Below are 24,900 nucleotides of genomic sequence, written 5' to 3' on the forward strand. Positions count from 1 at the left end.
TGACACTTGATGATTGCAGCCCGCACAGGCGGGCTGCCTGCTCACGCCATCAGCCAGGTGTGGCGACCGCACGGCCCCGCTTCCAGCGCCGCAGGGAGTCAAAGCTAAAGACAGCCAACGCGGCCCAGATGATACCGAAGGTCATCAACGTGGTCTGATCGAGCGGCTCGCCCCAGACAAAAACCGCCATGATGAAATGCAGCGAAGGGGCTATGTACTGAAGCAGGCCGATCAGCACGAGCGGCAGGCGCCGCGCCCCGGCGGAAAACATGACAAGCGGCACGGCGGTGACCGCGCCACTGCCGATCAATGCCAGCAGGACCCAAGGCTGCTCGAGCACAAAGGCATTAGCGCCCCAACTCAGATTCAGCAGCAGATAGCCAAGAGCAATTGGCGACAGCAGGCTTGTTTCGATGAAAAGACCAGGCGTCGCCCGCACGGGAATGACCTTGCGCAGATAGCCGTAGCCGGCAAATGAGAACGCCAGGAACAGCGACACCCACGGCAGACCGCCGGCAAGAACAGCCTTGATCGCGACTGCCAGCGCTGCCAGTCCAACGGCCACGCCTTGAAGCGGCGTCAGCTTCTCTCGAAGAACGACCAGTCCAACAAGAATGCTCACAAGCGGGTTGATGAAATAACCCAATGAAATATCGAGCACTTTCTCCTGGCCAATGGCCCAGACGAACACCAGCCAATTGAACGATACAAGTGTCGCCGATATGGACAAGAAACCGACCAGTTTCGGTGTCCGCAAAATCTCCAACACTTCGCCGAACCTGCGCATCAGCACAAGGAACAGCCCGACGAGCAGCACAGCCCAGACGATCCGGTGCGCCACGATGAGGTCCGCACCAACCGTGTCTGTCAGCTTGTAATAGGCTGGCAGGAAGCCCCAAAGCCCATAAGCGCCGAAGGCATAGGCAAGTCCGACCTTGATGTCGGCTTGATCATCTGACGCAGATTGACCGCCGGGACGGGTCGCAGGACCGGGCACCTTGCTCATGCTCATGCCTTTCGAAGCACCCGCGTCAGGCAGCTACGGCCTTCAGCAGTGCATAATTGATGGAGTCGACCAGGGCCTGAAAAGAGGCATCAACAATATTGCTGGAAACACCAATGGTGAACCAGCGCCGATGCGCGGTCGTGTCGTGGCTCTCGATCAGAACCCGCGTCACAGCCCCTGTGCCGCCGTTGAGGATGCGAACCTTGTAGTCGATCAACTCAAGCCCGTCGATGGCGGCCTGGTATTTTCCAAGATCCTTGCGCAGAGCCATGTCGAGCGCGTTCACAGGACCATTCCCTTCTGCAACCGACATGCGTTCCTCGCCGCCAATGTCGAGTTTGACGACAGCCTCGGAAACGCTGACCAGCTCGCCGATGGCATTGTGACGGCGCTCCACCATGACGCGGAAAGAATTCACGGCAAAGAACTGCGGAACCTCTCCGAGTGCCCGGCGCGCCAACAATTCGAAAGATGCATCGGCAGCCTCATAGGCGTAGCCCTCGGCTTCCTTCTGCTTCACATCCGCCAAAAGGTGGTCGAGACGCGGATCCGTCTTGTTGACTGAAATTCCAAGCCGTTGCAATTCGCCGAGCAAGTTGCTCTTTCCAGCTTGATCAGAGACCAGAACACGCCGACGGTTGCCGACGGATTCCGGCGCCACATGCTCATAGGTCTGGGGATCTTTCAGGATCGCAGACGCGTGGATGCCTGCCTTGGTCGCGAAAGCGGTCTCGCCAACATACGGGGCATGCCGATTGGGCGAACGGTTCAGGATCTCGTCAAAGGCATGGGAGATCGACGTGATCTCGGCCAGTTGTTCCCTGGCAACACCAATCTCGAAACGGTCCGCATAGGCAGGTTTCAGAAGGAGTGTCGGGATCAGGCTGATCAGGTTGGCATTGCCACAGCGCTCGCCGATGCCGTTCAGAGTGCCCTGGATCTGCCGTGCGCCAGCCTCAACGGCCGCCAGCGCGTTGGCAATGGCATGGCCCGTGTCGTCATGGGTGTGAATGCCAATATGGGTCCCGGGAACAACAGCCTGGACCTTCGTGACAATGTCCTTGATCTCGTCGGGCAACGTACCGCCATTCGTGTCGCATAGAACGACCCAACGCGCACCGGCGTCATAGGCGGCCTTGGCACACGCCAGCGCATAGTCCGGGTTTGCCTTGTAACCGTCGAAGAAGTGCTCGCAATCGATCATCGCTTCACGCCCGGTGGCAACTGCCGCCTTCACGGTGTCGGCGATGGACTCGAGATTCTCCTCGTTGGTGCAACCGAGCGCGACCTTGACGTGATAGTCCCATGACTTGGCGACGAAGCAATAGGCATCCACGTCTGCTGCCAGGATCTGCTGCAGCCCGGGATCATTGGATACGGAGCGTCCGGCCCTCTTGGTCATACCGAAAGCCGTGAACCTGGCTTTCTGCGTACGTTTTTCGACGAAGAACTCATCGTCCGTCGGATTGGCGCCTGGGTAGCCGCCCTCCGCGTAGTCCACGCCCAGGCGATCCAGAAGCTCGGCGATCACGATCTTCTCGGTTACGGAGAAATCGATCCCGCTTGTCTGGGCTCCGTCGCGAAGCGTCGTGTCGAAGAGATAAAGGCGTTCCCTGGCCATGTTCAAACCTTGTCGCTCGGTGCTGGCGTGTCCCAGCTTATTGTATCGTGATCAGGATGTTGGAGACTTTCTATCCCGGCGAAGACCGCTGCGGCAGCCGCTTCTTCCTCGGGCGAGCGCTCGGGCAGCTCCGTCAGCCCCTCACACCAGGGCAGGCGATTTTCAACGCCAAGCTGCAGCACTGGCGCAAAACCCTCGGGCTCATCGAGAGAGGCAATGGTAATATCAATGTTCGACGCCTCGAATTCATATGTCAAAGGCGTGCCGCAATTGCCGCAGAACCCCCGGCGCACGAGATTGGAACTTTGAAAATAGCTGGGCTCACCACGGGTCCAGCTCAGATTTTCGGTCACAACAAGCGCAGCGAAGGGACCACCGACAGCCTTCTGGCACATGCGGCAGTGACAAATAGTCGGCCTCTTCAAACCGGATACGCAATAACGGATGGCCCCGCATTGGCAGCCTCCAGAATGGATGTCAGGCTCACTCATGACTGCTCCCTTCCGCAAACCGCCAAGATGCGCCGACAGACGCCATCCAGATCCCGTTGCACTTCAGAATTCCAGAACCGCAGGGTCGTCCAGCCGAGAGCTTCAAGTCTTGCGTCACGCAGATGGTCTGCCTCAACAGCGTCGTTATCCGCATGCTGTGAGCCATCCAGCTCAACGATGACTTTTCGGGATGGGGCTGCAAAGTCGACTATGAAACCATCAATCGGCATCTGGCGGCGAAAGGCGATTCCACCCAACCGATGCGCCCGAATGACTTGCCAGAGACGTTTCTCCTCCGGTGTCATCTGCTTGCGAAGGCGTTTGGCATTCGCGCGCATATAGCCGGGCTGAATGTGTCTGGGCATGAGACCGTGTTCCCCCCCTCTGTCGGCTCGCGCCGACATCTCCCCCTCTAAGGGGGAGAGTGGAGTGTGTGGGAATGCTTTCATTTCCACAACCGATGGTGAGTCAGGATAGAATCCTACACCACACGGAAAAGCCCCCTCTCCCCCCTGGAGGGGGAGATGTCCCTGCAAGGGACAGAGGGGGGGATATGAGGCGCCCATCAAAAACACTAGCGTTTGACTTCCCAGGTGGTCACGCGCTTGCCGGTTTCGGAGTCTTTTGAATCCATTAGCTGAATTCCCTCAGAAACCAGTTCATCGCGAATACGGTCTGCCTCGGCGAAGTTTTTGACCTCGAAAAAAGCCAGGCGTTCTGCAATCCGCGCCTCTATTGAGCCCGTGTCCAGGGAGGCCGTATCAACGGCCACTGGAGCAACCCCGAGCAAAGTCGCGGACGCCGAATAAACGGCAAGCCTTTCCGGATCGCGCGCGGCCTCGCCGGCAAGCGCATGGAGAGCCTGGATCGCAGCCGCCGTGTTGAGGTCGTCACCGAGCGCGGCCATGACATCTTCCGAAGGAAGAACATCGGTTTCGATCACTTCCGGCCACTTGCCGAGCAGGCGTTCGGCCTCCTCCAGCCGCTTGACCGAGAAGTCGATCGGTTCGCGATAGTGGGTCATCAGCATCGCAAGGCGCAGGACTTCGCCGGGCCACTTTCGACCGCCGAACTTGTCGGTCTCCAGCAGGTCATGAATGGTGACGAAGTTGCCTTCGGACTTGGACATCTTCCGACCCTCCACCTGCACGAACCCGTTGTGCAGCCAGTAGTTGGCCATCTTGTCCGTGTCATGGGCACAGCAGGACTGAGCGATCTCGTTTTCATGGTGCGGGAAGATCAGGTCCAGCCCGCCGCCATGAATGTCGAAGACCTTGCCGAGGTGATGCTCGCTCATGACCGAGCATTCGATGTGCCAGCCGGGACGACCCCGTCCCCAAGGGCTATCCCAACCTGGTTCATCGCCGGTGGACAGCTTCCACAGGACAAAGTCGCCCGGACTTTTCTTGTGTTCATCTACCGCGATGCGTGCACCCGCCTTCTGGTCGTCGAGATTGCGCTTCGACAGACCGCCATAGGCAGGCATCGATGCCGTATCGAACAGCACTTCACCGCCAGCCTGATAGGCATGGCCCTTCTCGATGAGGGATTCAATCATCGAGACCATGCCATCGATATGCTGCGTCGCGCGAGGTTCCACGCTCGGCTCCAGGCATCCGAGCGCCTTGACGTCGGCATGAAACTGATTGGCCGTTTTCTCGGTAACCTTCGAAATCGCTTCGTTCAGCGGCAATTCCGGGTAGTCGCGCAAGGCGCGGGCGTTGATCTTGTCATCGACGTCGGTGATGTTGCGCACATAGGTGACATGCTCGGCGCCGTAGAGATGACGCAGCAGGCGGAACAAGACGTCGAAGACGATCACGGGCCGGGCATTGCCGATATGGGCGAAGTCATAGACCGTTGGCCCGCAGACATACATGCGCACGTTTTCTGGGTCGATCGGGACAAAGTCCTCTTTCGACCGGGTCAGCGTATTGGTGAGCTTCAGTCCCTTGAAACCGGGCTTCGCTGCGCTCATGACAAAGATCTCCTGACCGGCTGGCCGGGCGATCCGTCTCAAGGTGCGTGATGCAAAGAGGGAACGGCCACAGCCAGCGGTGTCGCTAGCTGCAAATAATGGTGATCGAAATGATGTTCCGTGTGGCCGTCATCATGGATGGGTTGTCGCCTCTTTCGCCCGACCGGTCAAGCCTGCAGGTTTACAAACGACCGGCTTTGTTAAAATGGCCTCTGTTCCGGCTCCCGGTTCGGCCGAACGCTGGACAACCACGCCGCATGGACTAGGCTCTTTTCAAGGATTCGGATGGCATGCCTGATAGGGCGCCGACGACAGCTTCAGGGTCAAGCTCCGGGGGGACGTGATGACAATTGGAATTCGGGCAGTCTGCCAAAAGAGATACAAGTCCAGCTTTCTCACCGCCTTCTTGCTTGCCCTTCTCTCCGGACCGATCGGCGGCATGCCCGCGATTGGCCAAACAGAAGCGCCCCTTGCTGCGGAGACGCCGACCAAGGCTGCCGCGCCTTTGAGCTTCGCCTTGCTGGCGGAGATCGGCAGCCGCAATATCGATGAAAGTGTCGCCGCCTTTTATGAAGCGCGCGGCTATGCACCGATCTGGCTCGACACGGAGGGGCTTCAAGAGCGCGGGCATCTGACCCTGGCTGCCTTTGCCGCCGCCAATGATCATGCGCTCAATCCCGACAACTACGGCCTGCTTCTTTTTGCAGAAAGGCTGGATGCCGCACAAAGCGATGAAGACTGGGCAGCTCTTGAACTGGACCTGACCGCGCAGTTCATTCGTTACGCAACGCACATGTCCTCGGGCCGTGTTCAGCCGAACGAAGTCAACAAGGCGCTCAACATATTCCCGCATGTGCCGGACCCGGTCGACTTGCTGACCCAGGCGCACGAAACCGTCGATTTCAGCGCCTTTCTCGAAGCCCTTTCCCCGAACACACCGAACTACGCAAGACTGAAGCGCCGTCTTGCTCAGTACCGGGACAAGGCAGCGCTGGGCGGCTTCACGGTCATCCCGGATGGCGAGGTTCTCAAGCCTGGCATAGAGGACGACCGGACGGCCCTATTGCGCCAAAGGCTTGCCGAGGAAGACTACATGCTCGCCACGGACCACAGCGGGACGGTTTACGACGGCGCGCTCGTTGAAGCGGTCAAGACATTTCAGGACTATCACGGGCTCGCAGTTGATGGCGTGATCGGCAATAACACTCTGGCAGAGATCAACGTCCCGATCCGGCAGAAGCTGATCCAGATGGAACTCAACATGGAGCGCCGCCGCTGGATGCCCGATTTTCTCGGCGACACCTATGTTTTCGTCAATCTTGCCGACCAGAATCTCAAGCTGGTGAAGAACGGCAAGACCTGGCACACCACGCGGGTGGTCGTCGGCAAGCCTTACCATGCCACCCCGGTTTTTTCCGATGAAATGACCTACGTGGAAATCAATCCCTACTGGAATGTCCCCTATTCCATCGCGACCAAGGAATATCTGCCGAAACTCAGGCAGAACCCGAACGCACTTTCTGCACAAAACATTCGGGTTTTCAGCGGCGAGCAGGAAGTTGCGCCGACACAGATCGCCTGGAACTCCTATTCGGGCAGCAACTTTCCGTTCAAGCTGCGCCAGGATCCGGGCGGGCGGAACGCGCTGGGCCGGATCAAGTTCATGTTTCCCAACCAGTTCAACATCTACATCCACGATACGCCGTCCAAGACCTTGTTCGACCGGGCGCAGCGGGACTTCAGCCATGGCTGCATCCGCGTGTCAGATCCCTTCGCGCTTGGAGATGTCCTGCTGTCGGACCAGGGATATGACCGGTCACGTCTTGAAGCCATTCGCGATGCCGGAGCCCGCAAGGTGGTCAAGCTGAAAGAACCGGTTCAGGTCCATCTGACCTATCTGACGGCCTGGATGAACAAGGACGGATCAACACACTTCCGGCGTGACATCTATGACCGCGACGAGGTGCTCCTGAAGGCCCTGGCGCGCGCCATGACCGAGAACCTTTGAGGCATTGCGACCCCCGTTAAACAAACTGAACCCTATCTGAACGAGGCCCTCAGGGGCGGTTCAAGGCCCCTCTCCTATTGTCATCTGCATCAACCCCGGATGCGGATCAGGAGCGGGTCATGTTTCAACGTTTGTTTGCAGTCGTTTTTCTCACAGCCGTTCTGGGCGCCCCTTTCGCAGGCCTTTTCAGCCTTGCCGGTGTCACCGAAGCGTCGCCCGCCGTCAGCCAGCAGCGCAGCATGTGCATCACCACGGGTGTTGGCTGTGGTTCGGGCCACATCCTCCTGCCGGCCATTGGCCGGATGTAATAAATCGATTTAGAAATCAGCCCCTATCGTAGCGTATTGCTTGCGATTTCAGGCCGATTTGGGCATTGTCCCGCTCATGAACCAAGAAGCTCTTGAAGATAACGCTGAAGATGCGGCCCGTTTTATGAAAATGCTGGCCTCGGCTCCGCGCCTCCTGCTCTTGTGCAATATGTTCGATCGGGAATGCAGCGTCGGGGATCTGGCAGAGAAGACCGGCATGCGGATGCCGACCGTCTCGCAACAGCTTTCTCTTCTACGCGCGCAGGGGCTTGTGGAAACCCGCCGCGAAGGCACGACGATCTACTACCGATTGGTCAGTGATGCTGCCCAGGAGATAATGGCTGTGCTCTACAAGCACTTCTGTGCGGAGGGAACGGAGCCTGCAGCCGCAGGCCTTCAGGAGATGGCCGACGCTGACTGAGGCAAGCCGCTTCAGCGTTCATTTCAGATCGCCGTCAGGCCCAAGCATATCCCTCCATAAAGATCAAAACGACCGCCAACCGCGGTCCTTTCATGTTTCGCACCAGGTCAATCTGACTCAATCGTCGAGATAGTCGCCGCAACGTGGGGGCGTTTGATCGCCCCATGGCATCAACGGCACAGTCGAAGTCGAGTTCTTCGGGCTGCCTTCGATCAGCTTGTCGGAATAGACAAGATAGACTAGGACGTTGCGTTTGACGTCGCAGCCACGGACAATCCGCATCTTCTTGAAGACGAAGGACCGTCGCTGGCGAAACATTTCCTCGCCCTGTTCAAATTTTTCCGTGATTTCAACAGGGCCAACCTGCCGGCAGGCAAGGGATACGTCCGACACTTCTTCCGCGATGCCGACCCAACCCGAAATGCCGCCTTTTTCGGGCACCGTGAAATGGCATGCAACACCAGAGACGATGGGATCATCGATCGCATAAGTCGCCAGCTTGTGGTCTGGCGTCAGAAACTTCCAGACAGTCGATTTCTTGAAGATCAGGTCGGGCTCATCCGCCGCCGATGCGCCGACCGGCGAAAGTGCAAGTGCAGACAGGCACAGGGAAAGAGCTAGGGACGTTATGCGCATTGAGACATCACCGCGTTTGGATCAGGTTCACCCAGATGTGGGCAGTAAACGCGGTAATGTCCAGTCGGTTGCAGACGAGGGAATTCTTGTCAGGCGTTTTCCGGCTCACGAACCTTGTCGGATGTGTCTTGTTTCTCCGAAGTGGCCGCCTGCTCTTCGGCGGACTGAACGACCTCCTCCAGAACATCGTCATCCACATTACCAGCTTCCGCGATCTCCGCGTCCTCGCTTGCCGCGCCAGGCTCTGCCACCAGCCCGTGGAGCGCGTCCCAAAGATCACGATCCCGCTCGGCGGTCCAGACTTGCGGCATGTCGAGACCATGAGCCTCGTCATAGGCCCTGGCGACGTTGAACGGCAGGCAGTGGTCATGGATCGCATAGTCGCCAAACAATGGATCCATGACAGATTTCACCGCCAGGAACGTGTCCTTGATGCCCATTCCGGAGGCAACGCAGTCCGCGGCCGTGTCACGCAGTGTGGTGATAAAGGCCTCGGTGTGATCAAGCGCCTCCATCACGGCACTGCTGCCGATGACGGCGTCTCCACGCCCGGGCATGAGGGCTGACGGCCTGAAGGCACCAATGCGATTGAGAGCGCGCGGCCAGTCGCCCAGATGAGCATCCCCGCAGTAGCAGGCGGATTTGGATTCCACCAGATCGCCGGAATACATGACGCCGGCATCAGGGACCCAGACCACGGCATCTCCCATCGTGTGACCGCGGCCGAGATGCATGATGCGAACATCCCGGTTGCCGAGGTTCAGTGACAGTGACGATGCGAAACTCAGCGTCGGCCAGGTCAGACCGGGAATGCTGTCGGCGTCCTTGAACAACCGGGGGAACCTTGCAAACTCTGACTTCCAGTCCGCTTCCCCGCGCTCCTCGATCAATCGGCGCGTCAAGTCGGATGCAATGATCTCGCTTGCGCCATATGCGCTCGCACCCAAAACTCGCACCGCGTGGTAGTGGGTCAGAACGACATGCTTGATCGGCTTGTCGGTGACTTCTCGAATTTGCTCGATGACCTGTTCAGCCATGGCGGGCGTCGCCTGGGCGTCGACCACGAGGACGCTGTTGTCACCAATAATGACACCGGTGTTCGGATCGCCCTCCGCGGTGAAGGCGTAACAGCCCTTTCCGATTTCGGTGAAGCTGATCTTCTTGTCCTCAGTGTCGTTGGCGGAAGCAAAGTCGTTGCTCATGGCAGCTCTTTCATTTTCCGACCTGGCCGAGTTTCTCTTCGTCCCGGGTCTGATTGGTCCAGGCCGGCTTCTTCTGCCCGGATTGCAGATTTTCGCGCCGCACCTTGAAAAGGCTGCATAAAATTCCGCATTCCAAGACGGTCTCAGTTTCGCGGACCGATTCGCAAATCCTGGCGGTCATCACATGTGACAATTTGCAGTTTTTCAACAGATTGATGCCATCACGCAAGGAAATACAAGATATTGTTTCCTTTATGGCAACAACCGACCGGCGAAGAGTATTGTCACAATGTTCGAGGGTGCTTGCTCACGTTGATGTACCAATTTCTCAATCAAAGGCTTTGGTGCGGCCAGGAACGACTATAAAATACCGATTGTCAGAACCATGAGACCGAAAGACTTGAGCGCATGAGCGACGACGATATCCCGGCACAGAAGACCAACCAAGTTAGCAGGTCTTGCGACAGTGTGCTGGCGCTCGAGGACTTCCTTCCCTACCGTCTCAATCTCGTGTCTGAAACCGTGAGCCATTCGTTTGCGCGGCTCTACGGCGAACAATTTGGCATGACCAGACCGGACTGGCGCGTCATCGCGATCATCGGACAATGCGGACGCGTGACTGCCAAGACGATCGGCGAGCGCAGCACCATGCACAAGACCAAGGTAAGCCGGGCGGTCTCGACCCTGGAAAAACGCGGCTTTGTCGTGCGCACTCCCAACCGGGAAGACATGCGGGAAATCTTTCTGGAGCTGACCCCCGCGGGCCGGAACGTTTACAATGCGCTTGTTCCGCAGGCCTTTGCCTTCACCCGGCATTTGACAGATGCGCTGAGCCCGGAGGAACGGGAACAACTCGAGACCATCTTGAACAAACTGGTTCAGTCAGCTGCGACCTTTGGCGACTAGGTTTCGAGGTCATAAAAGAGGCTGATCGGACGTTGAACGCTTCTGGATAAAGCGTTGAAAAACTGGCGCCTTGCCTGATCGAGGGTGCGGTCTCAATCCGGAGTGCCCAAGCTGGCACCGAAGCATATGCAACAGCCGGTCTGCACCTAAGGGTGTCGTCGGCGCTCGCACATTAACTCCAAATCAGCGCTTTGCTTGCTATGTTGCTTTCACCTGCCGATAGTGGTGAGTGGCAGGGGGCGTTTCTGACGCCAATGGGACAGGTTGCACAATGAGATCTGAGTGGCAGGTACGGCGCTTCTTCGGAGCATGCCGCAGTGCTTTGGTTTTGATCGCCGTGATGTGCGCTTCAACCGCTGCGGAGGCAGCGACATGCGCCGCCATTCGGGCGGAACTGGCGAGCCTTGGCACGTCGTCCTCAAGATCGCTCAGCCCAGCCGCCCAGAAGTGGCAGGCGGCGCAACGCCAGCAGCGCAAGGCCATTGCTGCGGCGACGCGCGATGCACGCTTCTTTCGCTGCGACAATGCTCCCCAATCGCCCAAGTGCAAGGGGCTCGCAAACAAGATCAAGCGTATGCAAAAGAACCTGCGCGCGATTGATCGCAAGCAGGCTCAGTCGTCAGGTCCGTCAAAGAGTAATATCGAAAGTCGGCGCCGCCGTTTGCAGGCAAGCCTGGCCGCGCAAAAATGCAATGCGCCCAAGCCTGCCCGAACGGCAAAGACCCAGTCCGGCGGCAATGGGCTTTTTGGCAAGATTTTTGACAAGAAGATCGAACAACCGACCGCAGCTACCGACCAGAACTATCGCACCTTGCCAAATGGCCTTGTCGTTCAAAGGCCCAGAAAAGACCTTCTGCTTGCGCGCTCGAACGACCAGGATCTGACACAGCTGAAGTCACGCGCAAGCCTTGCCCGAGACACAAGGTCAAACAGGGCTCGCATCCCGACAGGCGGGACCTTTCGGACCCTCTGTGTCCGGACCTGCGACGGCTATTTCTTCCCGGTCAGCTTTTCGACGGGTCAAAGCCAGTTCGCGGATGACGCAGCCCGTTGCGGGGAAATCTGTCCTGCAGCGCCGACCGAGCTGTTCGTACACCGCAACCCTGGCGGCCTGGCAGAGGAAATGATTTCCCTTGCCGGCATTCCCTATGCCGAAACGGAGAACGCTTATCGGTACAAAACCGAATTTGTTCAAAACTGCAGCTGCCGCGACAGCCGAAACGCTGCCACTGATAGCAAGATGACGCCGCTTGCTGGGCACAACGCCGGAGCGTGGACCAATGAGGACGGCCGCATTCAGGTGTCTTTAAGGCTCGATGGACCAGCGCCCTTCTTTGACAGGGAAAATGTCGCTGCGCGAGGCAGCTGGAGCCTGGATCCGTTGCTTCCTGATCAGCTGCCGAGAGGGACCGATCCGGCCACCCGCATGGATCTGGAAGGCGGTTTCAACGCAGCAATTCGCATTGTTGTCGATGCGGAAGAACCGGACGCTGCAGCGGCGGACCGCGAGCCGGCTTCGGACCAGTTGCCCTTGCTGACATCCCGTGCGGCCAAGGAGGCACCAGCCCCCGAACCGGTTTTCACCAAGCTCGAGGAAAAGGACCAGACCCGGCAGGCACCCAGCGGGCCTATCCGGGTAGTCGGTCCAGAATATTTTGTCGCCCAATAAGGGGAAGCAGCGCTTTCATGTCCGGCCCGTGATCAAGCCCGGTCAATGCGCGGCGCAAAGGCATGAACAGTCCTCGTCCCTTTCGGCCTGTCTCTGCCTTCAAAGCTGACGTCCAGGCACCCCAGGTTTCTTCGGTGATGTCGCCTTCCGGCAGGAGATCACCTGCCTTTGCAATAAATTCGCGGTCTTCGTCCGCCACCTTGCTGTCTACGCTTCCGTAGACGATCTGCCAGTAGTGCTGCGCATCGGAGACCTTCTCGCAATTCTCCCGAATGAGCATCCAGAAGGTCTCGCTCGCGCGGATACCCAGCGAGCGAAGCCGATCCTCCACCACCTCAAAGGGCATGTCGTGGACCAGTTTTGCATTCAGGCCGCCGAGATCTGCCGGATCGAATTTCGCGGCAGAACGTGAGACGGACGACAGGTCGAATTTCTCTGCCAGACCGTCGAGATTCGAAACTGGCTCAACGGCCTGACTGGTACCTGTCAGCACCGCCAGAGAAGCGACAGCCATCGGCTCAAGCCCAGCCTCGCGCAGAGAACCAATGGACAAAGCTCCCTTACGCTTCGACAAGCCTTCACCATCGCGTGTCGTCAGCAGGTTGTGATGGCCGAAGGTGGGCATCTGGGCGCCAAGTGCCTTGAAGATCGCGTATTGAACGCCGGTGTTGGCAACGTGATCTTCGCCGCGAATGACATGGGTGATGCCCATGTCGATGTCATCGACGATGGATGGCAGCGTATAGAGATATGTTCCATCTTCCCGGATCAGCACAGGATCGGAAAGCGAGGCCAGGTCCACCGACTGCTCGCCGCGGCAAAGGTCCGTCCAGGTCACTTCTGTCCGCCGGGGCGAAAAGGGGTCGCCATCGTGGTTTGGCAGAAGGAAGCGCCAGTGAACCTTACGCCCCTCTGCTTCCAGAGCCGCTTTTTCAACAGCGCTGAGCTTCAATGCCGCGCGGTCATAGACAGGAGGCCGACCAAGGGCTCTGGCTCGCGAGCGGCGGCGCTCCAGCTCATCAGCCGTTTCATAGCAGGGATAAAGCAGCCCTTCGGCCTTCAGCTTTTCCGCAGCGGCGTCATAAGACGCAACGCGCTCCGACTGCCGCTCAACCCGGTCAGGCTTAATTCCGAGCCAGGCAAGATCAAGTTCGGTCGCGTCGGCAAACTCTGCTTTCGAGCGTTCCTTGTCGGTGTCGTCGAAACGCAGAACGAAGGATCCATTGTTCTTTTTGGCGAAGAGCCAGTTGAACAATGCGGTTCGGCTATTGCCGATATGGATATGGCCAGTCGGGGACGGCGCAAAACGAACTGTAACGGTCATGGTCCTTGAGGTACCTCCCTGCCCGCGTTGCCGCAAGCCTTCATTGGCGTTTTACCCGGCTGCGCGATCAACGGCGCACGAAACCGGTTTACGTTCGATGGCCCCGTCTTTCAGCAATACGCGAAGTCAGAAAGAGCAGTCCAGTGACCAGGGCACAATATCCACTCATGCCCATCAACTGGCTATCGTAGGAAACCTGAAGATCAATCAGCACGCCAATCAAGCCGGGCCCTGCGGCGGATGCAAACACCATCATAGCGAAGGCCACGGACCGGATGGCGCCAATGTGGCGTGTTCCGTAAAGCTCGGGCCACAACGCACCACCGAGCGTCGCTGTAAAGCCGTTGCTGATACCCAAAAGCGCCATGAAAATGAAGGCGGCCGCCTCGATGTGAACGTTCGCCAGAACGATGCAAGCCAGTGTCAGCGGCAAAAGCATGAAGGGCAGAACGCCTCGGGCCGAGAAACGATCAATCAGCACCCCCAGCGTCAGGGAGGAGAGGATCGCAACCATCGCCATGACAACAAAGGCGGCCGCAAAGAGCTCTAGCGACCAACCGCGCAGATCAACCAGATAAACCTGGTTGAAGAGAATTGCGGTTCCGATGAAAGGCGGAGCCAGGACACCGGCAGAGACGCCCCAGAACACAGGGTCAAGCAATGCCTCGCGGCGTGTCCACTGGCGCCCAGCCGCCTTTTGACCATCGCCGTCGAGAGACTTTGGCTGGCGGTCCTGTTTGAGCAGCCACAAGACCACCGGTAGCGCGAAAAGAAACACCAGCGCAGCGGCAGCGGCCCAACTCATGCGCCAGCCCAAAAGACCCGATGTCAGAACAAAGAGTGCGGGAAAACAGCTTTCGGACGCCGGAAATCCAAGGCTCGCGATGGACACCGCCCTGCCCCGTTGCGCCGAAAACCATCGCCCCATGGCTGTCATCGACGTGTGGGTCATCATGCCCTGCCCGCTCAGGCGAAGGCCGAAAATCACGAAAAAGAGCATCCAGACCGAACTTACATTCGCCATCGCCACACATAGGCCAGTCAGCGCGAGCATCACAACGAAGGCAACGCGCTGCACCGGGAAGGCATCCACGCTGCGCCCGACCCAGGGCAGACAGACAGCCGACCCCAGAGTGGCGATCATATAGAGAAGCCCAAAATCGCCGTGGCTGAGGCCAAACTCCTGGCGCAAGTGGCCTGATGAGAGAGAAATGTAGAAGGTCTGGCCGAAACCGGAAAACGTGGTCAGCAGGAACCCTGCTGCTAGCCAGCGGCTGTTGGCGCGCAGGAACGAGGCGTAGGACAAGGCACATCCAGACAACGATTGGGATCAGGGCCAGCTGGCTGCAAGCCCCGGGGAAAACTTCATCACACGGAGAGATCCCCGCGCCATTTCGCTGAATCCAGCAAAGGTAGCCCTTGAGCTACCTCAGCTGCGATCCCGGAAACGATTGGTAATCGGGTAACGGCGATCACGACCGAAATTCCGCTCTGTGATCTTCACGCCAGGGGGCGCCTGGCGCCGCTTGTATTCGGCAATATACAACAGATGCTCGATCCGGTGAATGAGCGCCTTGTCGTGGCCCCGCTTTTCAATGTCGCTGACCGACATCTCATGCTCGACGAGACAGGAGAGGATATCATCCAGAACATCGTAGGGCGGCAGGCTGTCCTGATCGGTTTGCCCTTCGCGAAGCTCGGCGGTTGGCACCTTTGAAATGATGTTTTCCGGAATCACCATCCCTTCCGGGCCAAGAAGCCCCTCGGGCCGTGTCGTGTTGCGCCAGCGGGACAGGTGATAGACCTGCGTCTTATAGAGATCCTTGATCGGGTTGAAGCCGCCATTCATGTCGCCGTAGAGGGTCGCATAACCGACAGACATCTCGGACTTGTTGCCGGTGGTCACCACCATTGAGCCAAACTTGTTGGAAATCGCCATCAGGATGACACCGCGTGCGCGGGACTGAAGGTTCTCCTCCGTGGTGTCCTGTTCACAGCCAGAGAAAATGGTGGCCAGGACACGCCCGAACCCCTCGACAGGCTCGGCAATCGGCACCGTGTCGTGGCGAATGCCCAGAAGCCTTGCGCAATCGTCAGCGTCTGTGATGCTTTCGCGCGATGTATACCGGTACGGCAACATGACCGCATGGACCTTGTCCGCGCCAAGCGCGTCGACAGCCATTGCCGAGCAAATGGCAGAATCGATGCCGCCGGAGAGCCCAAGCACAACACCTGGAAAACCGTTTTTCAGCACATAGTCGCGCAGCCCCAGGACACAGGCGCGCCAGTTGGCCTCGTCGATCCCAGGCAGAGCACTGACCGGCCCCTCCGTGCAAACCCAGACCTCGTCATCATTGCGAACCCATTCCGATAGAGCGAGGCTGGTTTGGAACTGGGGCATCTGGAACGCAAGGGAACGATCTGCCTGCAAGGCGAAAGAGCCACCGTCGAAGACGAGTTCGTCCTGCCCGCCAAGCTGATTGCAATAGATCAGCGGCAACCCGCTTTCGACGACCCGCGCAACAACCACCTGCAAGCGCTCTTCGGCGCGGTGCCCCCAGTAAGGCGAAGCGTTGGGAACCAGCAGGATCTCCGCGCCTGTTTCGGCAAGGCACTCGCAAACTTCGTCGTTCCAGATATCTTCGCAGATCGGCACGCCGATTCGAATGCCGCGGAAATCCATCGGCCCCGGCAAGGGGCCTGCTTCGAAGACGCGTTTTTCGTCAAAGACGCCATAGTTCGGCAAATCGTTCTTGTAGCGGATGGCCTGAACCTCACCGCCATCCAACAGCGCGACCGCGTTATAGAGCTTGCCGTCTTCGTCGAGCCACGGCGTTCCTACCAGCATCGCCGGACCGTTGTCAGCAGTCTCTGATGCCAAAGCATCGACTGACTTCATGCAGTGGCTGACAAAGGCATGCTTCAAGACCAGGTCTTCGGTGGGATAACCGGCGATGGCGAGTTCCGGATAGAGCACCAGATCGGCGCCCAGACCGGCAGCTTCCTGTCGTGCTGCGCGGATCAGCTCGGCGTTGCCGGCAACGTCGCCGACAGTCGGATTGAGCTGCGCAACAGCAAGGCGGAAACGTCCATCGAGGGTGGCAGGCTTGGATGTGCTGGTCATAAGGCTGATTTAACCCGGCTTTTCTGCCGTGGCAATCTAAAGCAGCGCCATCGAAAGAGGATCTTTCTTCACTCTTGCAGACCCGGCCGCAGGCTTCGTGGCTTGCCCTGCGGCAGGGGACCGTTTGGGCGCTGCAGCAACCTGGCCATAAACACCTTTGCAGCGCCCGTGCAATTGCTGCTTTTGCAGGATATCGCCGATCCGATCGTAGAGAACCGCAGGCGAAACCGGTTTGGCGATAAAACCGTGCACGCCGAGTTTCATGGCTTCCAAAATGGTCGCCTTTTGCGAATGCGCGCTGACGACGACGACCGGGATCGTGCTGATTAATCTGTCCTTGTCGGACCTGAGAATCTTGATGAAGTCCGCGCCGCTTACAGGTGCCATAGCCCAATCCACCAGAACGAAATCCGGGGTTCGATCGAGCACGATTTCGAGACCATCGGCACCGTCTGACGCCTCATAGATCTGCCGCACGCCAAAGCCGCTCAGCACCGAGCGCAGGATGCTTCGCATGTGAATATTGTCTTCAATGACAAGAAAAGAAGTCTGAGACAGATCCCAAGCCCTGTTCATTCTACCTACCCCCTACGCTGCACCCAGCGCGCGAGATATGCGCTCCTTGCGTTAAAACGCGATGACCAGAATCGCCGTTCTTCGGCCATGAAGGGAAAAATCCGGAAATAATTCAGACAAAAAAACGGGGCAGCTGTTGCCACCCCGTTTTCAAACCTTCGAGCCGCTCTTTTCAGCAGCTCAAGCCGCGCTCAACCGTTAACGGCAATCGGGTCGTCGTGACGGCCCTCGCGTTCGGTCTTGAGGTTCTCCGCAATCAGGAAAGCCAGCTCAAGCGCCTGATCGGCGTTCAAACGCGGATCACAATGGGTGTGATACCGGTCACCCAGCTGGTCGGCGGTCAACGCGTGGGCACCACCGGTGCACTCGGTGACATTGCGACCGGTCATTTCGACATGGATGCCGCCCGCATGGGTGCCCTCGGCACGATGCACGGCGAAGAAGGATTCAACTTCCTTCAGAATCTGATCGAATGGACGAGTCTTGTAGCCGCCCGCGGAGATGGTGTTGCCATGCATCGGGTCGCAGGACCAGATCACGGACTTGCCTTCCCGCTCCACGGCGCGCACCAGCTGCGGCAGATGATCGAAGACCTTGTCTGCCCCGAAGCGACAGATCAGGGTCAAACGGCCAGGCTCGTTGTCCGGGTTCAGGATGTCGATCAGCTCAATCAGGCCTTCCGGCGTCATGGAGGGACCACACTTCAGGCCGATCGGGTTCTCGATGCCGCGGAAGAACTCCACATGCGCATGATCAGGCTGACGCGTGCGGTCGCCGATCCAGAGCATGTGGCCGGACGTGGCGTACCAGTCACCAGAGGTGCTGTCGACGCGCGTCAGGGATTCTTCATAACCAAGCAGAAGGGCCTCATGGCTCGTGAAGAAATCGGTAGAGCGCAACTGAGGAACAGAGGTGGAATCGATGCCGCAGGCACGCATGAAGGCGAGCGCTTCTGTAATCCGGTCCGCCAGTTCCTTGTAGCGATGACCCTGCGGGCTGTCGGAGATGAAGCCGACCATCCACTGATGCACCTGATCAAGGTTCGCGAAGCCACCCTGAGCGAAAGCACGCAGCAGGTTCAGCGTCGCCGCCGACTGGCGATAGGCCATGCTCAGGCGGTTCGGATCCGGAATACGGCTTTCCGGGGAGAAGGCGATGTCGTTGATGATGTCACCGCGGTAGCTGGGCAGCTCGACGCCATCCTTGGTTTCCGAATTGGAAGACCGGGGCTTTGCGAACTGACCGGCAATGCGGCCGACCTTTACGACAGGCTGGCTCGCAGCATAGGTGAGCACGACAGCCATCTGCAGGAAGACGCGGAAAAAGTCGCGAATGTGATCGGGATGATGCTCGGCAAAGCTCTCCGCACAATCACCACCTTGTAGCAGGAAACCTTTTCCGGCCGCGACGTCGGCAAGTTGGCGCTTCAGATCACGCGCCTCACCTGCAAAAACCAGCGGCGGATAGGTCGACAGACGTTCTTCAACGTCAGCCAGGGCCTTTTCATCGGGATATTCCGGAACCTGCAAGATCGGCTTGGATCTCCAGCTGTCCGGTGTCCACTTCTCCGCCATTTCAACTACTCCTGAAACGGGACCGGGCGTCCCAAAATAACATTTCTCACCATGCCCGGATAATTTTCTTTCACGCAGTGCTCCTCATGTGGAGCAAACGTGCGGCCTTATACACGGCTCTTCCATTCAAGACCACAGGCTGGCACTTTAAAAATGCCAGCAATTGCAAGCCAAATTCATGAAAGATCTTGTTGATGCCTCTAGAGCACAGTCACGCCCCGCAAGACATCGCCCAACGGCTCAACGCAGGGCCCAGGATCAGCTACCTGAGAGACTGGGTCTATGGTGGAATCGATGGCGCAGTGACGACCTTTGCCATCGTCGCGGGGTCACTCGGAGCCAATCTGTCTCCATCGATCGTCCTCATTCTCGGACTCGCCAACCTGCTGGCGGACGGGTTCTCCATGGCAGCTGCGAATTACTCCGGCACCAAGTCGGAAGAAGATGATTATGTGCGGCTTGAAGGCATCGAAGAAAAACACATCCGTCTCGCGCCCGAGGGCGAGCGTGAAGAAATCCGCCAGATCTTCAAGGCGAAGGGCTATGAGGGAGAAGAACTGGATACCCTTGTCTCCATCATTACCTCGCGCCGCCAAACATGGATCGAGACCATGATGCAGGAAGAATACGGCATGGCAGCCGTGCAGCGCTCCGCCCTAAGAGCGGCCCTGTCCACATTCGCAGCGTTTGTGGTCTGCGGCAGCCTGCCTCTGGTACCGTTTGTCTTCGGCTTATCCGCCTCCGGGACGATCACCACAGTCATGACGGCCTGCGCCTTTTTCCTGATCGGCTCAATCAAGGCGCGCTGGTCCACCCGGAAATGGATTTTCTCGGGCCTGGAAACCACCGCCATCGGCATGGCGGCAGCCGGCATCGCCTGGCTGGTCGGATATCTACTGCATGTGCTCATTGCCTAGCTCACGGCCAGAACCGGCCGCGCTGACTAGACTGTGTTCAAGTCAGGTAAAAAAACGAGCGGGAGGCGCTTAAAGCAATCGTTGCAGAACCAGTCGAAGCGATCTCGCGACAACCGAGCCGGTGGTTCACCCCTCCGCGAGATAAGTCACCTTCTGATCGGCAAGGTGATCGTCAATCATTTCCTGCACCTCAGGCTGCAGCAACACGGCGCGCGGATAGACGGGTGCGTTGCGATCGGCGAGGATTGGAACGTGCCAGCCTCTGGTCGTTTCGATGAAATGACGAATGCCTTCTTCGCCCCAAAACGCGTGGAAGCCCGCAAGAACGCAGTCGACATAGCTTTGCAGGACCGGATTTTCGGCATTGCCCCAGCCGTAATGCTCCGGTTTTGAGCGATACAGGAACATGGCGTCGCCACCAGGCTTTCCTTCCGCATCACAGCGGAAAGCGCTGCCAACGCCATCAATACGATGGTAGCGCCCCTCGCGCTTGTCGAGTTTTTCAAGACCCGCCTTGGGTTCCCGCGCGCTGACGCCCCTGATGGAGGTCGTCGCCTCTGGAGCCACGCTGAGCGCACAAACGCCCTGCCCCTGCATATTGGCACCCCGGATCCGCCACTCGCGCACCCAGCCCGTCAGCGTTCCAGGTTGAACCACTGTGGCAGAACCAAGCGTTGCCACATTGACGAGAGAGCCGTAGCCGAAATAGGTAATGGTCATAAGCTTCATGTAGTTACCCTGCGAGCGCTCGTAAAGCCTCCCGCCCAAGGACTGCCCCATGCCAGCTGATCTGGATTTGAATGCCGATGACATCGCTTTGCTGCGCCGGGACACCCCTGGCTGCGCCAACCGGATCCACTTCAATAATGCGGGCACAGGGCTCGCCCCCCTGCCCGTTCTCAATGCGGTCAAGCAGCACCTGGACCTTGAGGCCGAGATTGGCGGCTATGAAGCGCATAGCGTTAACATCGGTGCGCATGAAGCGTTTTACACCAACACCGCTGCGCTCCTGAACGCAGACAAGTCCGAGATCGCGTTTATCGAGAACGCCACCCGTGCCTGGGACATGGCCTTTTACGGCATCGACTTCAGGCCCGGCGACAGGGTCATCACAGGGCGCGCCGAATATGTCTCCAATTTCGTGGCGCTGCTTCAGATGAAAAAGCGTGTCGGCATCGAGATCGACCTGATCGAAGACGACGCGCATGGTCAGATCGACCTGAAGGCGCTAGAGGCTGCGATCACCCCGAAAACGCGCCTGATCGCCCTCACCCATATTCCGACCTTCGGCGGGCTCATCAATCCGGCTGAGGCGGTTGGTGAAATCGCCGCCCGGCACAAGCTTCTCTATCTTCTCGATGCGTGCCAATCAGCCGGACAGGTGCCGCTCGACGTCAAGGCGATCGGTTGCCACATGCTGTCTGGTACGGGGCGGAAGTATTTGCGCGGGCCACGCGGCACCGGCTTCCTATATGTCAGCGATGGCGTGCTCGACCAACTCGAACCGCCATTTGTGGATCTGGAGGCAACCACCTGGACAGGTCCGGACAGTTATGTGCTGAAGCCGGATGCAAAGCGCTTCGAAAACTGGGAACGGTACTTTGCAGGCCAGATCGGCCTTGGTGTCGCGGTTGGTTATGCGCTTGGCTTCGGCGTGGCCCAACTTTCCCGCCGGATCATCGAGCTGGGCGCCGCCCTGCGCAAAGGCCTTTCTGAATTGCCGGGCGTTGAGGTTCATGACAAGGGCCTGAACAAGGGCGGTATTGTCACCTTCCTGGTTGAGGGGGAAGATCCCGTGCGAACCAAAGCCAGGCTCGCAGAAGCCGGCATCAACGTGTCTGTCTCAACGGCGACATCGTCGCAGATCGACCTGCCTGCCCGCAATCTTTCCGCTTTGGTACGTGCGTCCGTTCACGCCTTCAACACGGACGCAGAAATTGAGACATTGCTCGGCGTTCTTCGATAGCAGCCCGGGCCCTGCCTCAAGCAACGAAACACAAAATCTCCCTGCGTCTTCCATCAATTAGAGACTGTTTTTTCTCTTTTTTCGATGAAACTCAGCACTTCGCATTAACCCCTGAATGCTAGTTTACGCCTAGATACTTCGATCAAGGACCAGGATGGACCTTAGTGGCTGAACAGCATAATCGCAGATATACTGATCGAGACGATGGGCAATCGCGACAACATATTTCCATTCTGGCGTTTCTTCTCGCCGGCCTACTGATCGCGGTGACGTCGATCTCCCTGCTCTTTGTCGGATACATCGCGACACGTGCGTCGGACGATCAGGCGATCCGAAACGAACGCCGACTTTTTCACACGACCCTGGTAGACCGGGAACGTCTGATCGTGCGGGAAGTGGCAGCCATCGCCCGCTGGGACATGTCCGTTGAGAACATTGTCCTCGACTTCGACTATGAATTTGTCCGAGAGCATGTCGGAAGTCTTTGGCTGAACCACGGGCACAACAGGAGTCTTGTGGTTTCGGGCGAAGGCCGAATTCTCGCCGAGACGTTCCGGGACTATACTCACATCAGCAACCGATCTTTGAGCGAAACGCCCGAGCTGATGGAGTTGCTGGAGCAGGCTCGAACCCTTTACAGGCAGAATCGGGTAAGGGTTCCAGGCGGCTACAGCTACCGCTCCATCCAGTCGTTGGCACCATCAGAATTTGCGGCTATTTCCTTCGTTGAAATCGACGGAAAAATAGCACTTGCCGCGGCAATGCCCATCATTCCCGACCATGAAACAGTCCGCCTTCCCGATGGCGAACCGACGATCCTCATTTCGGCAAAATTCGTCGACGAGCCGTTCCTGCGGGACCTCAATGCTCAACTCTCCTTCAAGGAGATGACCTTTTCCCGGACGGTGACTGAAATCCTGGAAGGCCCGGGACACCTTGTGAACAACATCAAGGGCGAAGGTCTTGGCGCTTTCGTCTGGGTCAGCGAAACCCGTGGCGACACCATCTGGCCGACTGTCGTTCCGGTGATCTTGCTGCTTTCACTGGCGCTCGCAGCGCTCGCCTTCGGCATCGCCTGGCGTATCGGCAAGCTGACAACATCTCTTCAGGCAAGTGAACGGCAAAATCGCTTTCTTGCCTTGCACGACACCCTTTCAGGCCTGGCAAACCGCCTGCAGTTCAATCGCGTTCTAGCCTCATCGGTCAAGAACTTGCCCGAGAAACCATTTGCCGTCATTCACTGCGACCTGGACAAGTTCAAAACGGTGAACGACACAAATGGTCACGCGGCAGGTGACGAGGTCATAAAGACTGTCGCGAAACGCATGAAGGAAGTCGTTGGTCGCGGCGGGCTGGTATCACGTGTCGGTGGCGATGAATTTATCATTCTCATGAGAACCGTCACCGATCGCAATGGATTGCGGGAGTTGTCAAACCAGCTGATTGCATCGATCGCCCAGCCGATAGAATTCGCAGAAGGCGCCGAAGCAGAGGTCGGATTGAGTATTGGCATCTCGCTGGCGCCAGACCAGGGAAGCGATGGCGAAGCTTTGGTCGCTGCAGCTGACGCAGCTCTCTATTATTCCAAACAGCATGGCCGCGGCCGAATGGTCTTCTCCAGCGATTTGCCTGCGCTGGCAGCCTCCGAACCCCACGAAAACAGCCTGGAACCCGCGATCTCTGCAGGCGCAGGCAGCTCTATATAAAGCAAAGAAGCCAGGGAACGGCTTCGTTCCCTGGCTTCTCGGTTTGATCAACGCCGATGAAAATCCGGCGCCTAGCCTCGAATGCGTTCTGTCGGCTCGCGCATGGTCACCAGCTCCTCGGCAGCGGTGGGGTGAACCGCGATTGTGCGATCGAAGTCGGCTTTGGTCGCCCCCATCTCGAGCGTAATGCCCAGCACCTGCGCAAGTTCGCCTGCATCCGGCCCCATGATGTGGACACCCAGGACCTTGTCCGTATCCGCATCGACGATGATCTTCATCAGCATCTTTTCGTCCCGGCCGGAAAGCGTGTGCTTCATCGGACGGAAACCAGACTTGTAGATGTCGACGTTGGGCGTGACTTTCAGCGCTTCTTCCTGGGTCAGACCGACCGTGCCAAGCTCCGGCTGGGAGAAGACTGCAGTTGCAATCAAGCTGTGATTCACCGTCCAGGGCTTGTTGCCGAAAATCGTATCAGCGAAGGCATGCCCCTCACGAATTGCGACAGGCGTCAGATTGGCACGATTGGTTACATCGCCAACGGCATAGACCGACGGGACCGACGTTGTGGAAGACGCATCTACCTTGATCGCACCGATGGCATCCATCTCGACGCCGGCCTGCTCCAGACCGAGGTCCACCGTATGCGGCTTGCGCCCGATCGCATGCATGATCTGATCAGCGTCCAGAACCGCGCCCTTGCGAGTCCTGCCTGAAAGCGTGCCGTCCGCCTTTTTCGAGATTTCCGCGAAGGTATCGCCAAGAACAACGCGGATGCCCTTCTTCTCCATCTCGTCACGAACCGCCGTACGCAACTCCATGTCGAAACCGCGCAAGATCTCATCGCCGCGGTACATCAAGGTGGTATCCACACCGAGACCGTTGAAGATCCCGGCAAATTCGACGGCAATATAGCCGCCACCGACAACCACAACCTTCTGCGGCAAGTCCGCCAGATTGAACGCCTCATTCGAGGTGATAACATGTTCGCCGCCGACCAGATCGTCATCGACATTCGGAGAGGCGCCAACAGCGATCAGGATGTATTTCGCGGTGAACGTCTGGCCAGTCGCGAGCAGCCGGACCTTGTTTGGTCCTTCCAGAACTGCGCGGCTGTCATGAGGTTCGACGTTCGTCCGCTCCAGATTGCGCCGATAGATACCCTCGAGACGGGTGATCTCCTGGTCCTTCGCAGCAACGAGCTTTTCCCACGAGAACTGACGCTCGCCGACACTCCAGCCGAAGCCCTCGGCATCTTCGAACTCTTCCGAGAATTTGGAAGCATAAACGAAGAGCTTTTTCGGGACACAGCCGCGAATGACACAAGTCCCGCCATAGCGGAACTCTTCTGCGATACCAACCTTCGCGCCATGAGTGGCTGCGATCCGGGCAGCACGCACGCCCCCCGAGCCGCCGCCAATGACAAAGAGATCGTAATCAAAGTCGCTCATGGGATCCTCATTGTTTGAT

General features: G+C 58.2%; 22 protein-coding genes and 1 pseudogene. 9 read left to right on the forward strand and 14 right to left on the reverse strand.

The window, feature by feature from the left end:
• Positions 1 to 49: 49 nt before the first annotated feature.
• From rarD to cysS, 5 genes are all read right to left on the reverse strand, one after another.
• Positions 50 to 1,012, reverse strand: coding sequence for an EamA family transporter RarD (gene rarD, locus ABJZ52_RS21275; RefSeq protein WP_348312900.1), 963 nt, complete (start codon positions 1,010 to 1,012; stop codon positions 50 to 52).
• Positions 1,013 to 1,031: 19 nt separating this feature from the next.
• On the reverse strand, positions 1,032 to 2,627 hold the full coding sequence (gene cimA, locus ABJZ52_RS21280) for a citramalate synthase (protein WP_348186759.1): 1,596 nt from the start codon (positions 2,625 to 2,627) through the stop codon (positions 1,032 to 1,034).
• 2 nt (positions 2,628 to 2,629) lie between these two features.
• On the reverse strand, positions 2,630 to 3,118 hold the full coding sequence (locus ABJZ52_RS21285; RefSeq protein ID WP_348186761.1) for a GFA family protein: 489 nt from the start codon (positions 3,116 to 3,118) through the stop codon (positions 2,630 to 2,632).
• Positions 3,115 to 3,483 carry a DUF559 domain-containing protein gene (locus ABJZ52_RS21290; protein WP_348186763.1) on the reverse strand — a complete coding sequence of 123 codons (369 nt, stop codon included), beginning with the start codon at positions 3,481 to 3,483 and terminating at the stop codon, positions 3,115 to 3,117. The genes ABJZ52_RS21285 and ABJZ52_RS21290 overlap by 4 nt, the downstream gene beginning before the upstream one ends.
• A 209-nt stretch (positions 3,484 to 3,692) precedes the next feature.
• Positions 3,693 to 5,096 (reverse strand): cysteine--tRNA ligase, encoded by a 1,404-nt coding sequence (gene cysS / locus ABJZ52_RS21295; RefSeq protein WP_348186765.1) that lies wholly within the window; start codon positions 5,094 to 5,096, stop codon positions 3,693 to 3,695.
• 343 nt (positions 5,097 to 5,439) lie between these two features.
• On the opposite strand from cysS, the gene ABJZ52_RS21300 reads away from it, so the two are divergent.
• From ABJZ52_RS21300 to ABJZ52_RS21310, 3 genes are all read left to right on the forward strand, one after another.
• A complete protein-coding gene (locus ABJZ52_RS21300) occupies positions 5,440 to 7,104 on the forward strand; it encodes a L,D-transpeptidase family protein (RefSeq protein ID WP_348186767.1) in 1,665 nt (554 codons plus the stop codon).
• A gap of 119 nt (positions 7,105 to 7,223) precedes the next feature.
• Positions 7,224 to 7,412 carry a sugar transporter gene (locus tag ABJZ52_RS21305; RefSeq protein ID WP_192107092.1) on the forward strand — a complete coding sequence of 63 codons (189 nt, stop codon included), beginning with the start codon at positions 7,224 to 7,226 and terminating at the stop codon, positions 7,410 to 7,412.
• Positions 7,413 to 7,488: 76 nt separating this feature from the next.
• The gene (locus ABJZ52_RS21310; RefSeq protein WP_348186769.1) at positions 7,489 to 7,833 is read left to right on the forward strand and encodes a metalloregulator ArsR/SmtB family transcription factor; all 345 of its coding nucleotides are present in this window, start codon (positions 7,489 to 7,491) and stop codon (positions 7,831 to 7,833) included.
• Positions 7,834 to 7,950: 117 nt separating this feature from the next.
• Here ABJZ52_RS21310 and ABJZ52_RS21315 read toward each other — a convergent pair whose 3' ends face one another.
• The gene (locus tag ABJZ52_RS21315; RefSeq protein ID WP_348186771.1) at positions 7,951 to 8,469 is read right to left on the reverse strand and encodes a CreA family protein; all 519 of its coding nucleotides are present in this window, start codon (positions 8,467 to 8,469) and stop codon (positions 7,951 to 7,953) included.
• Between the two features lie 254 nt (positions 8,470 to 8,723).
• Positions 8,724 to 9,671, reverse strand: a pseudogene (locus ABJZ52_RS21320) (MBL fold metallo-hydrolase); the annotation flags it as partial.
• On the opposite strand from ABJZ52_RS21320, the gene ABJZ52_RS21325 reads away from it, so the two are divergent.
• The 3 genes from ABJZ52_RS21325 (at position 9,670) to ABJZ52_RS21335 (ending at position 12,246) form a co-directional block, all read left to right on the forward strand.
• Positions 9,670 to 9,792, forward strand: coding sequence for a hypothetical protein (locus ABJZ52_RS21325; protein WP_348186773.1), 123 nt, complete (start codon positions 9,670 to 9,672; stop codon positions 9,790 to 9,792). The pseudogene ABJZ52_RS21320 and the gene ABJZ52_RS21325 overlap by 2 nt on opposite strands.
• A 287-nt stretch (positions 9,793 to 10,079) precedes the next feature.
• Positions 10,080 to 10,577 (forward strand): MarR family winged helix-turn-helix transcriptional regulator, encoded by a 498-nt coding sequence (locus ABJZ52_RS21330; RefSeq protein ID WP_348186775.1) that lies wholly within the window; start codon positions 10,080 to 10,082, stop codon positions 10,575 to 10,577.
• Positions 10,578 to 10,917: 340 nt separating this feature from the next.
• The gene (locus ABJZ52_RS21335) at positions 10,918 to 12,246 is read left to right on the forward strand and encodes a DUF2865 domain-containing protein (protein ID WP_348186777.1); all 1,329 of its coding nucleotides are present in this window, start codon (positions 10,918 to 10,920) and stop codon (positions 12,244 to 12,246) included.
• Here ABJZ52_RS21335 and gltX read toward each other — a convergent pair.
• The 5 genes from gltX to ABJZ52_RS21360 form a co-directional block, all read right to left on the reverse strand.
• Positions 12,206 to 13,570, reverse strand: coding sequence for a glutamate--tRNA ligase (gltX, locus tag ABJZ52_RS21340; RefSeq protein ID WP_348186779.1), 1,365 nt, complete (start codon positions 13,568 to 13,570; stop codon positions 12,206 to 12,208). The genes ABJZ52_RS21335 and gltX overlap by 41 nt on opposite strands.
• Before the next feature lie 88 nt (positions 13,571 to 13,658).
• Positions 13,659 to 14,876 (reverse strand): MFS transporter, encoded by a 1,218-nt coding sequence (locus tag ABJZ52_RS21345; protein ID WP_348186781.1) that lies wholly within the window; start codon positions 14,874 to 14,876, stop codon positions 13,659 to 13,661.
• A 123-nt stretch (positions 14,877 to 14,999) separates the two neighbouring features.
• Positions 15,000 to 16,694, reverse strand: a complete 1,695-nt coding sequence (locus ABJZ52_RS21350) for an NAD+ synthase (protein WP_348186783.1) — start codon at positions 16,692 to 16,694, stop codon at positions 15,000 to 15,002.
• 36 nt (positions 16,695 to 16,730) lie between these two features.
• Positions 16,731 to 17,270 (reverse strand): response regulator, encoded by a 540-nt coding sequence (locus ABJZ52_RS21355; protein WP_348186785.1) that lies wholly within the window; start codon positions 17,268 to 17,270, stop codon positions 16,731 to 16,733.
• A 191-nt stretch (positions 17,271 to 17,461) separates the two neighbouring features.
• Positions 17,462 to 18,844, reverse strand: coding sequence for a 3-deoxy-7-phosphoheptulonate synthase class II (locus ABJZ52_RS21360; RefSeq protein ID WP_348186787.1), 1,383 nt, complete (start codon positions 18,842 to 18,844; stop codon positions 17,462 to 17,464).
• 194 nt (positions 18,845 to 19,038) lie between these two features.
• On the opposite strand from ABJZ52_RS21360, the gene ABJZ52_RS21365 reads away from it, so the two are divergent.
• The gene (locus ABJZ52_RS21365; protein ID WP_348186789.1) at positions 19,039 to 19,761 is read left to right on the forward strand and encodes a VIT1/CCC1 transporter family protein; all 723 of its coding nucleotides are present in this window, start codon (positions 19,039 to 19,041) and stop codon (positions 19,759 to 19,761) included.
• Positions 19,762 to 19,887: 126 nt separating this feature from the next.
• Here the strand turns inward: ABJZ52_RS21365 and ABJZ52_RS21370 are convergent, their stop codons facing one another.
• Entirely contained in the window at positions 19,888 to 20,490 is a 603-nt protein-coding gene (locus ABJZ52_RS21370; protein WP_348208096.1) for a gamma-glutamylcyclotransferase family protein, read from the reverse strand.
• Positions 20,491 to 20,539: 49 nt separating this feature from the next.
• Between ABJZ52_RS21370 and ABJZ52_RS21375 the strand changes: the two genes are divergently transcribed.
• Together ABJZ52_RS21375 and ABJZ52_RS21380 are read left to right on the forward strand one after the other, a co-directional pair.
• Positions 20,540 to 21,727: an aminotransferase class V-fold PLP-dependent enzyme gene (locus ABJZ52_RS21375; RefSeq protein ID WP_348186793.1), complete on the forward strand. Its 1,188-nt coding sequence runs from the start codon at positions 20,540 to 20,542 to the stop codon at positions 21,725 to 21,727.
• Positions 21,728 to 21,891: 164 nt separating this feature from the next.
• Positions 21,892 to 23,433 (forward strand): diguanylate cyclase, encoded by a 1,542-nt coding sequence (locus tag ABJZ52_RS21380; RefSeq protein WP_348186795.1) that lies wholly within the window; start codon positions 21,892 to 21,894, stop codon positions 23,431 to 23,433.
• A gap of 71 nt (positions 23,434 to 23,504) precedes the next feature.
• On the opposite strand, the gene gor is transcribed toward ABJZ52_RS21380, so the two are convergent.
• Positions 23,505 to 24,881 (reverse strand): glutathione-disulfide reductase, encoded by a 1,377-nt coding sequence (gene gor / locus ABJZ52_RS21385; protein WP_348186797.1) that lies wholly within the window; start codon positions 24,879 to 24,881, stop codon positions 23,505 to 23,507.
• Between the last annotated feature and the right edge of the window lie 19 nt (positions 24,882 to 24,900).

Origin of the sequence: Roseibium sp., from assembly GCF_039982295.1 — a bacterium.
GTDB lineage: Bacteria > Pseudomonadota > Alphaproteobacteria > Rhizobiales > Stappiaceae > Roseibium.

What these genes read in the sequence shown, in the direction of transcription:
- ABJZ52_RS21330 (WP_348186775.1), top strand. Translation starts at nt 10,080, where the DNA reads ATGAGCGACGACGATATCCCGGCACAGAAGACCAACCAAGTTAGCAGG.
- ABJZ52_RS21310 (WP_348186769.1), top strand. Translation starts at nt 7,489, where the DNA reads ATGAACCAAGAAGCTCTTGAAGATAACGCTGAAGATGCGGCCCGTTTT.
- gor (WP_348186797.1), bottom strand. Translation starts at nt 24,881, where the DNA reads ATGAGCGACTTTGATTACGATCTCTTTGTCATTGGCGGCGGCTCGGGG.
- ABJZ52_RS21370 (WP_348208096.1), bottom strand. Translation starts at nt 20,490, where the DNA reads ATGAAGCTTATGACCATTACCTATTTCGGCTACGGCTCTCTCGTCAAT.
- ABJZ52_RS21335 (WP_348186777.1), top strand. Translation starts at nt 10,918, where the DNA reads ATGTGCGCTTCAACCGCTGCGGAGGCAGCGACATGCGCCGCCATTCGG.
- ABJZ52_RS21315 (WP_348186771.1), bottom strand. Translation starts at nt 8,469, where the DNA reads ATGCGCATAACGTCCCTAGCTCTTTCCCTGTGCCTGTCTGCACTTGCA.
- cysS (WP_348186765.1), bottom strand. Translation starts at nt 5,096, where the DNA reads ATGAGCGCAGCGAAGCCCGGTTTCAAGGGACTGAAGCTCACCAATACG.
- ABJZ52_RS21285 (WP_348186761.1), bottom strand. Translation starts at nt 3,118, where the DNA reads ATGAGTGAGCCTGACATCCATTCTGGAGGCTGCCAATGCGGGGCCATC.
- ABJZ52_RS21290 (WP_348186763.1), bottom strand. Translation starts at nt 3,483, where the DNA reads ATGCCCAGACACATTCAGCCCGGCTATATGCGCGCGAATGCCAAACGC.
- ABJZ52_RS21350 (WP_348186783.1), bottom strand. Translation starts at nt 16,694, where the DNA reads ATGACCAGCACATCCAAGCCTGCCACCCTCGATGGACGTTTCCGCCTT.
- rarD (WP_348312900.1), bottom strand. Translation starts at nt 1,012, where the DNA reads ATGAGCATGAGCAAGGTGCCCGGTCCTGCGACCCGTCCCGGCGGTCAA.
- ABJZ52_RS21355 (WP_348186785.1), bottom strand. Translation starts at nt 17,270, where the DNA reads ATGAACAGGGCTTGGGATCTGTCTCAGACTTCTTTTCTTGTCATTGAA.
- ABJZ52_RS21300 (WP_348186767.1), top strand. Translation starts at nt 5,440, where the DNA reads ATGACAATTGGAATTCGGGCAGTCTGCCAAAAGAGATACAAGTCCAGC.
- ABJZ52_RS21360 (WP_348186787.1), bottom strand. Translation starts at nt 18,844, where the DNA reads ATGGCGGAGAAGTGGACACCGGACAGCTGGAGATCCAAGCCGATCTTG.
- ABJZ52_RS21325 (WP_348186773.1), top strand. Translation starts at nt 9,670, where the DNA reads ATGGCAGCTCTTTCATTTTCCGACCTGGCCGAGTTTCTCTTCGTCCCG.
- gltX (WP_348186779.1), bottom strand. Translation starts at nt 13,570, where the DNA reads ATGACCGTTACAGTTCGTTTTGCGCCGTCCCCGACTGGCCATATCCAT.
- cimA (WP_348186759.1), bottom strand. Translation starts at nt 2,627, where the DNA reads ATGGCCAGGGAACGCCTTTATCTCTTCGACACGACGCTTCGCGACGGA.
- ABJZ52_RS21365 (WP_348186789.1), top strand. Translation starts at nt 19,039, where the DNA reads ATGCCTCTAGAGCACAGTCACGCCCCGCAAGACATCGCCCAACGGCTC.
- ABJZ52_RS21305 (WP_192107092.1), top strand. Translation starts at nt 7,224, where the DNA reads ATGTTTCAACGTTTGTTTGCAGTCGTTTTTCTCACAGCCGTTCTGGGC.
- ABJZ52_RS21375 (WP_348186793.1), top strand. Translation starts at nt 20,540, where the DNA reads ATGCCAGCTGATCTGGATTTGAATGCCGATGACATCGCTTTGCTGCGC.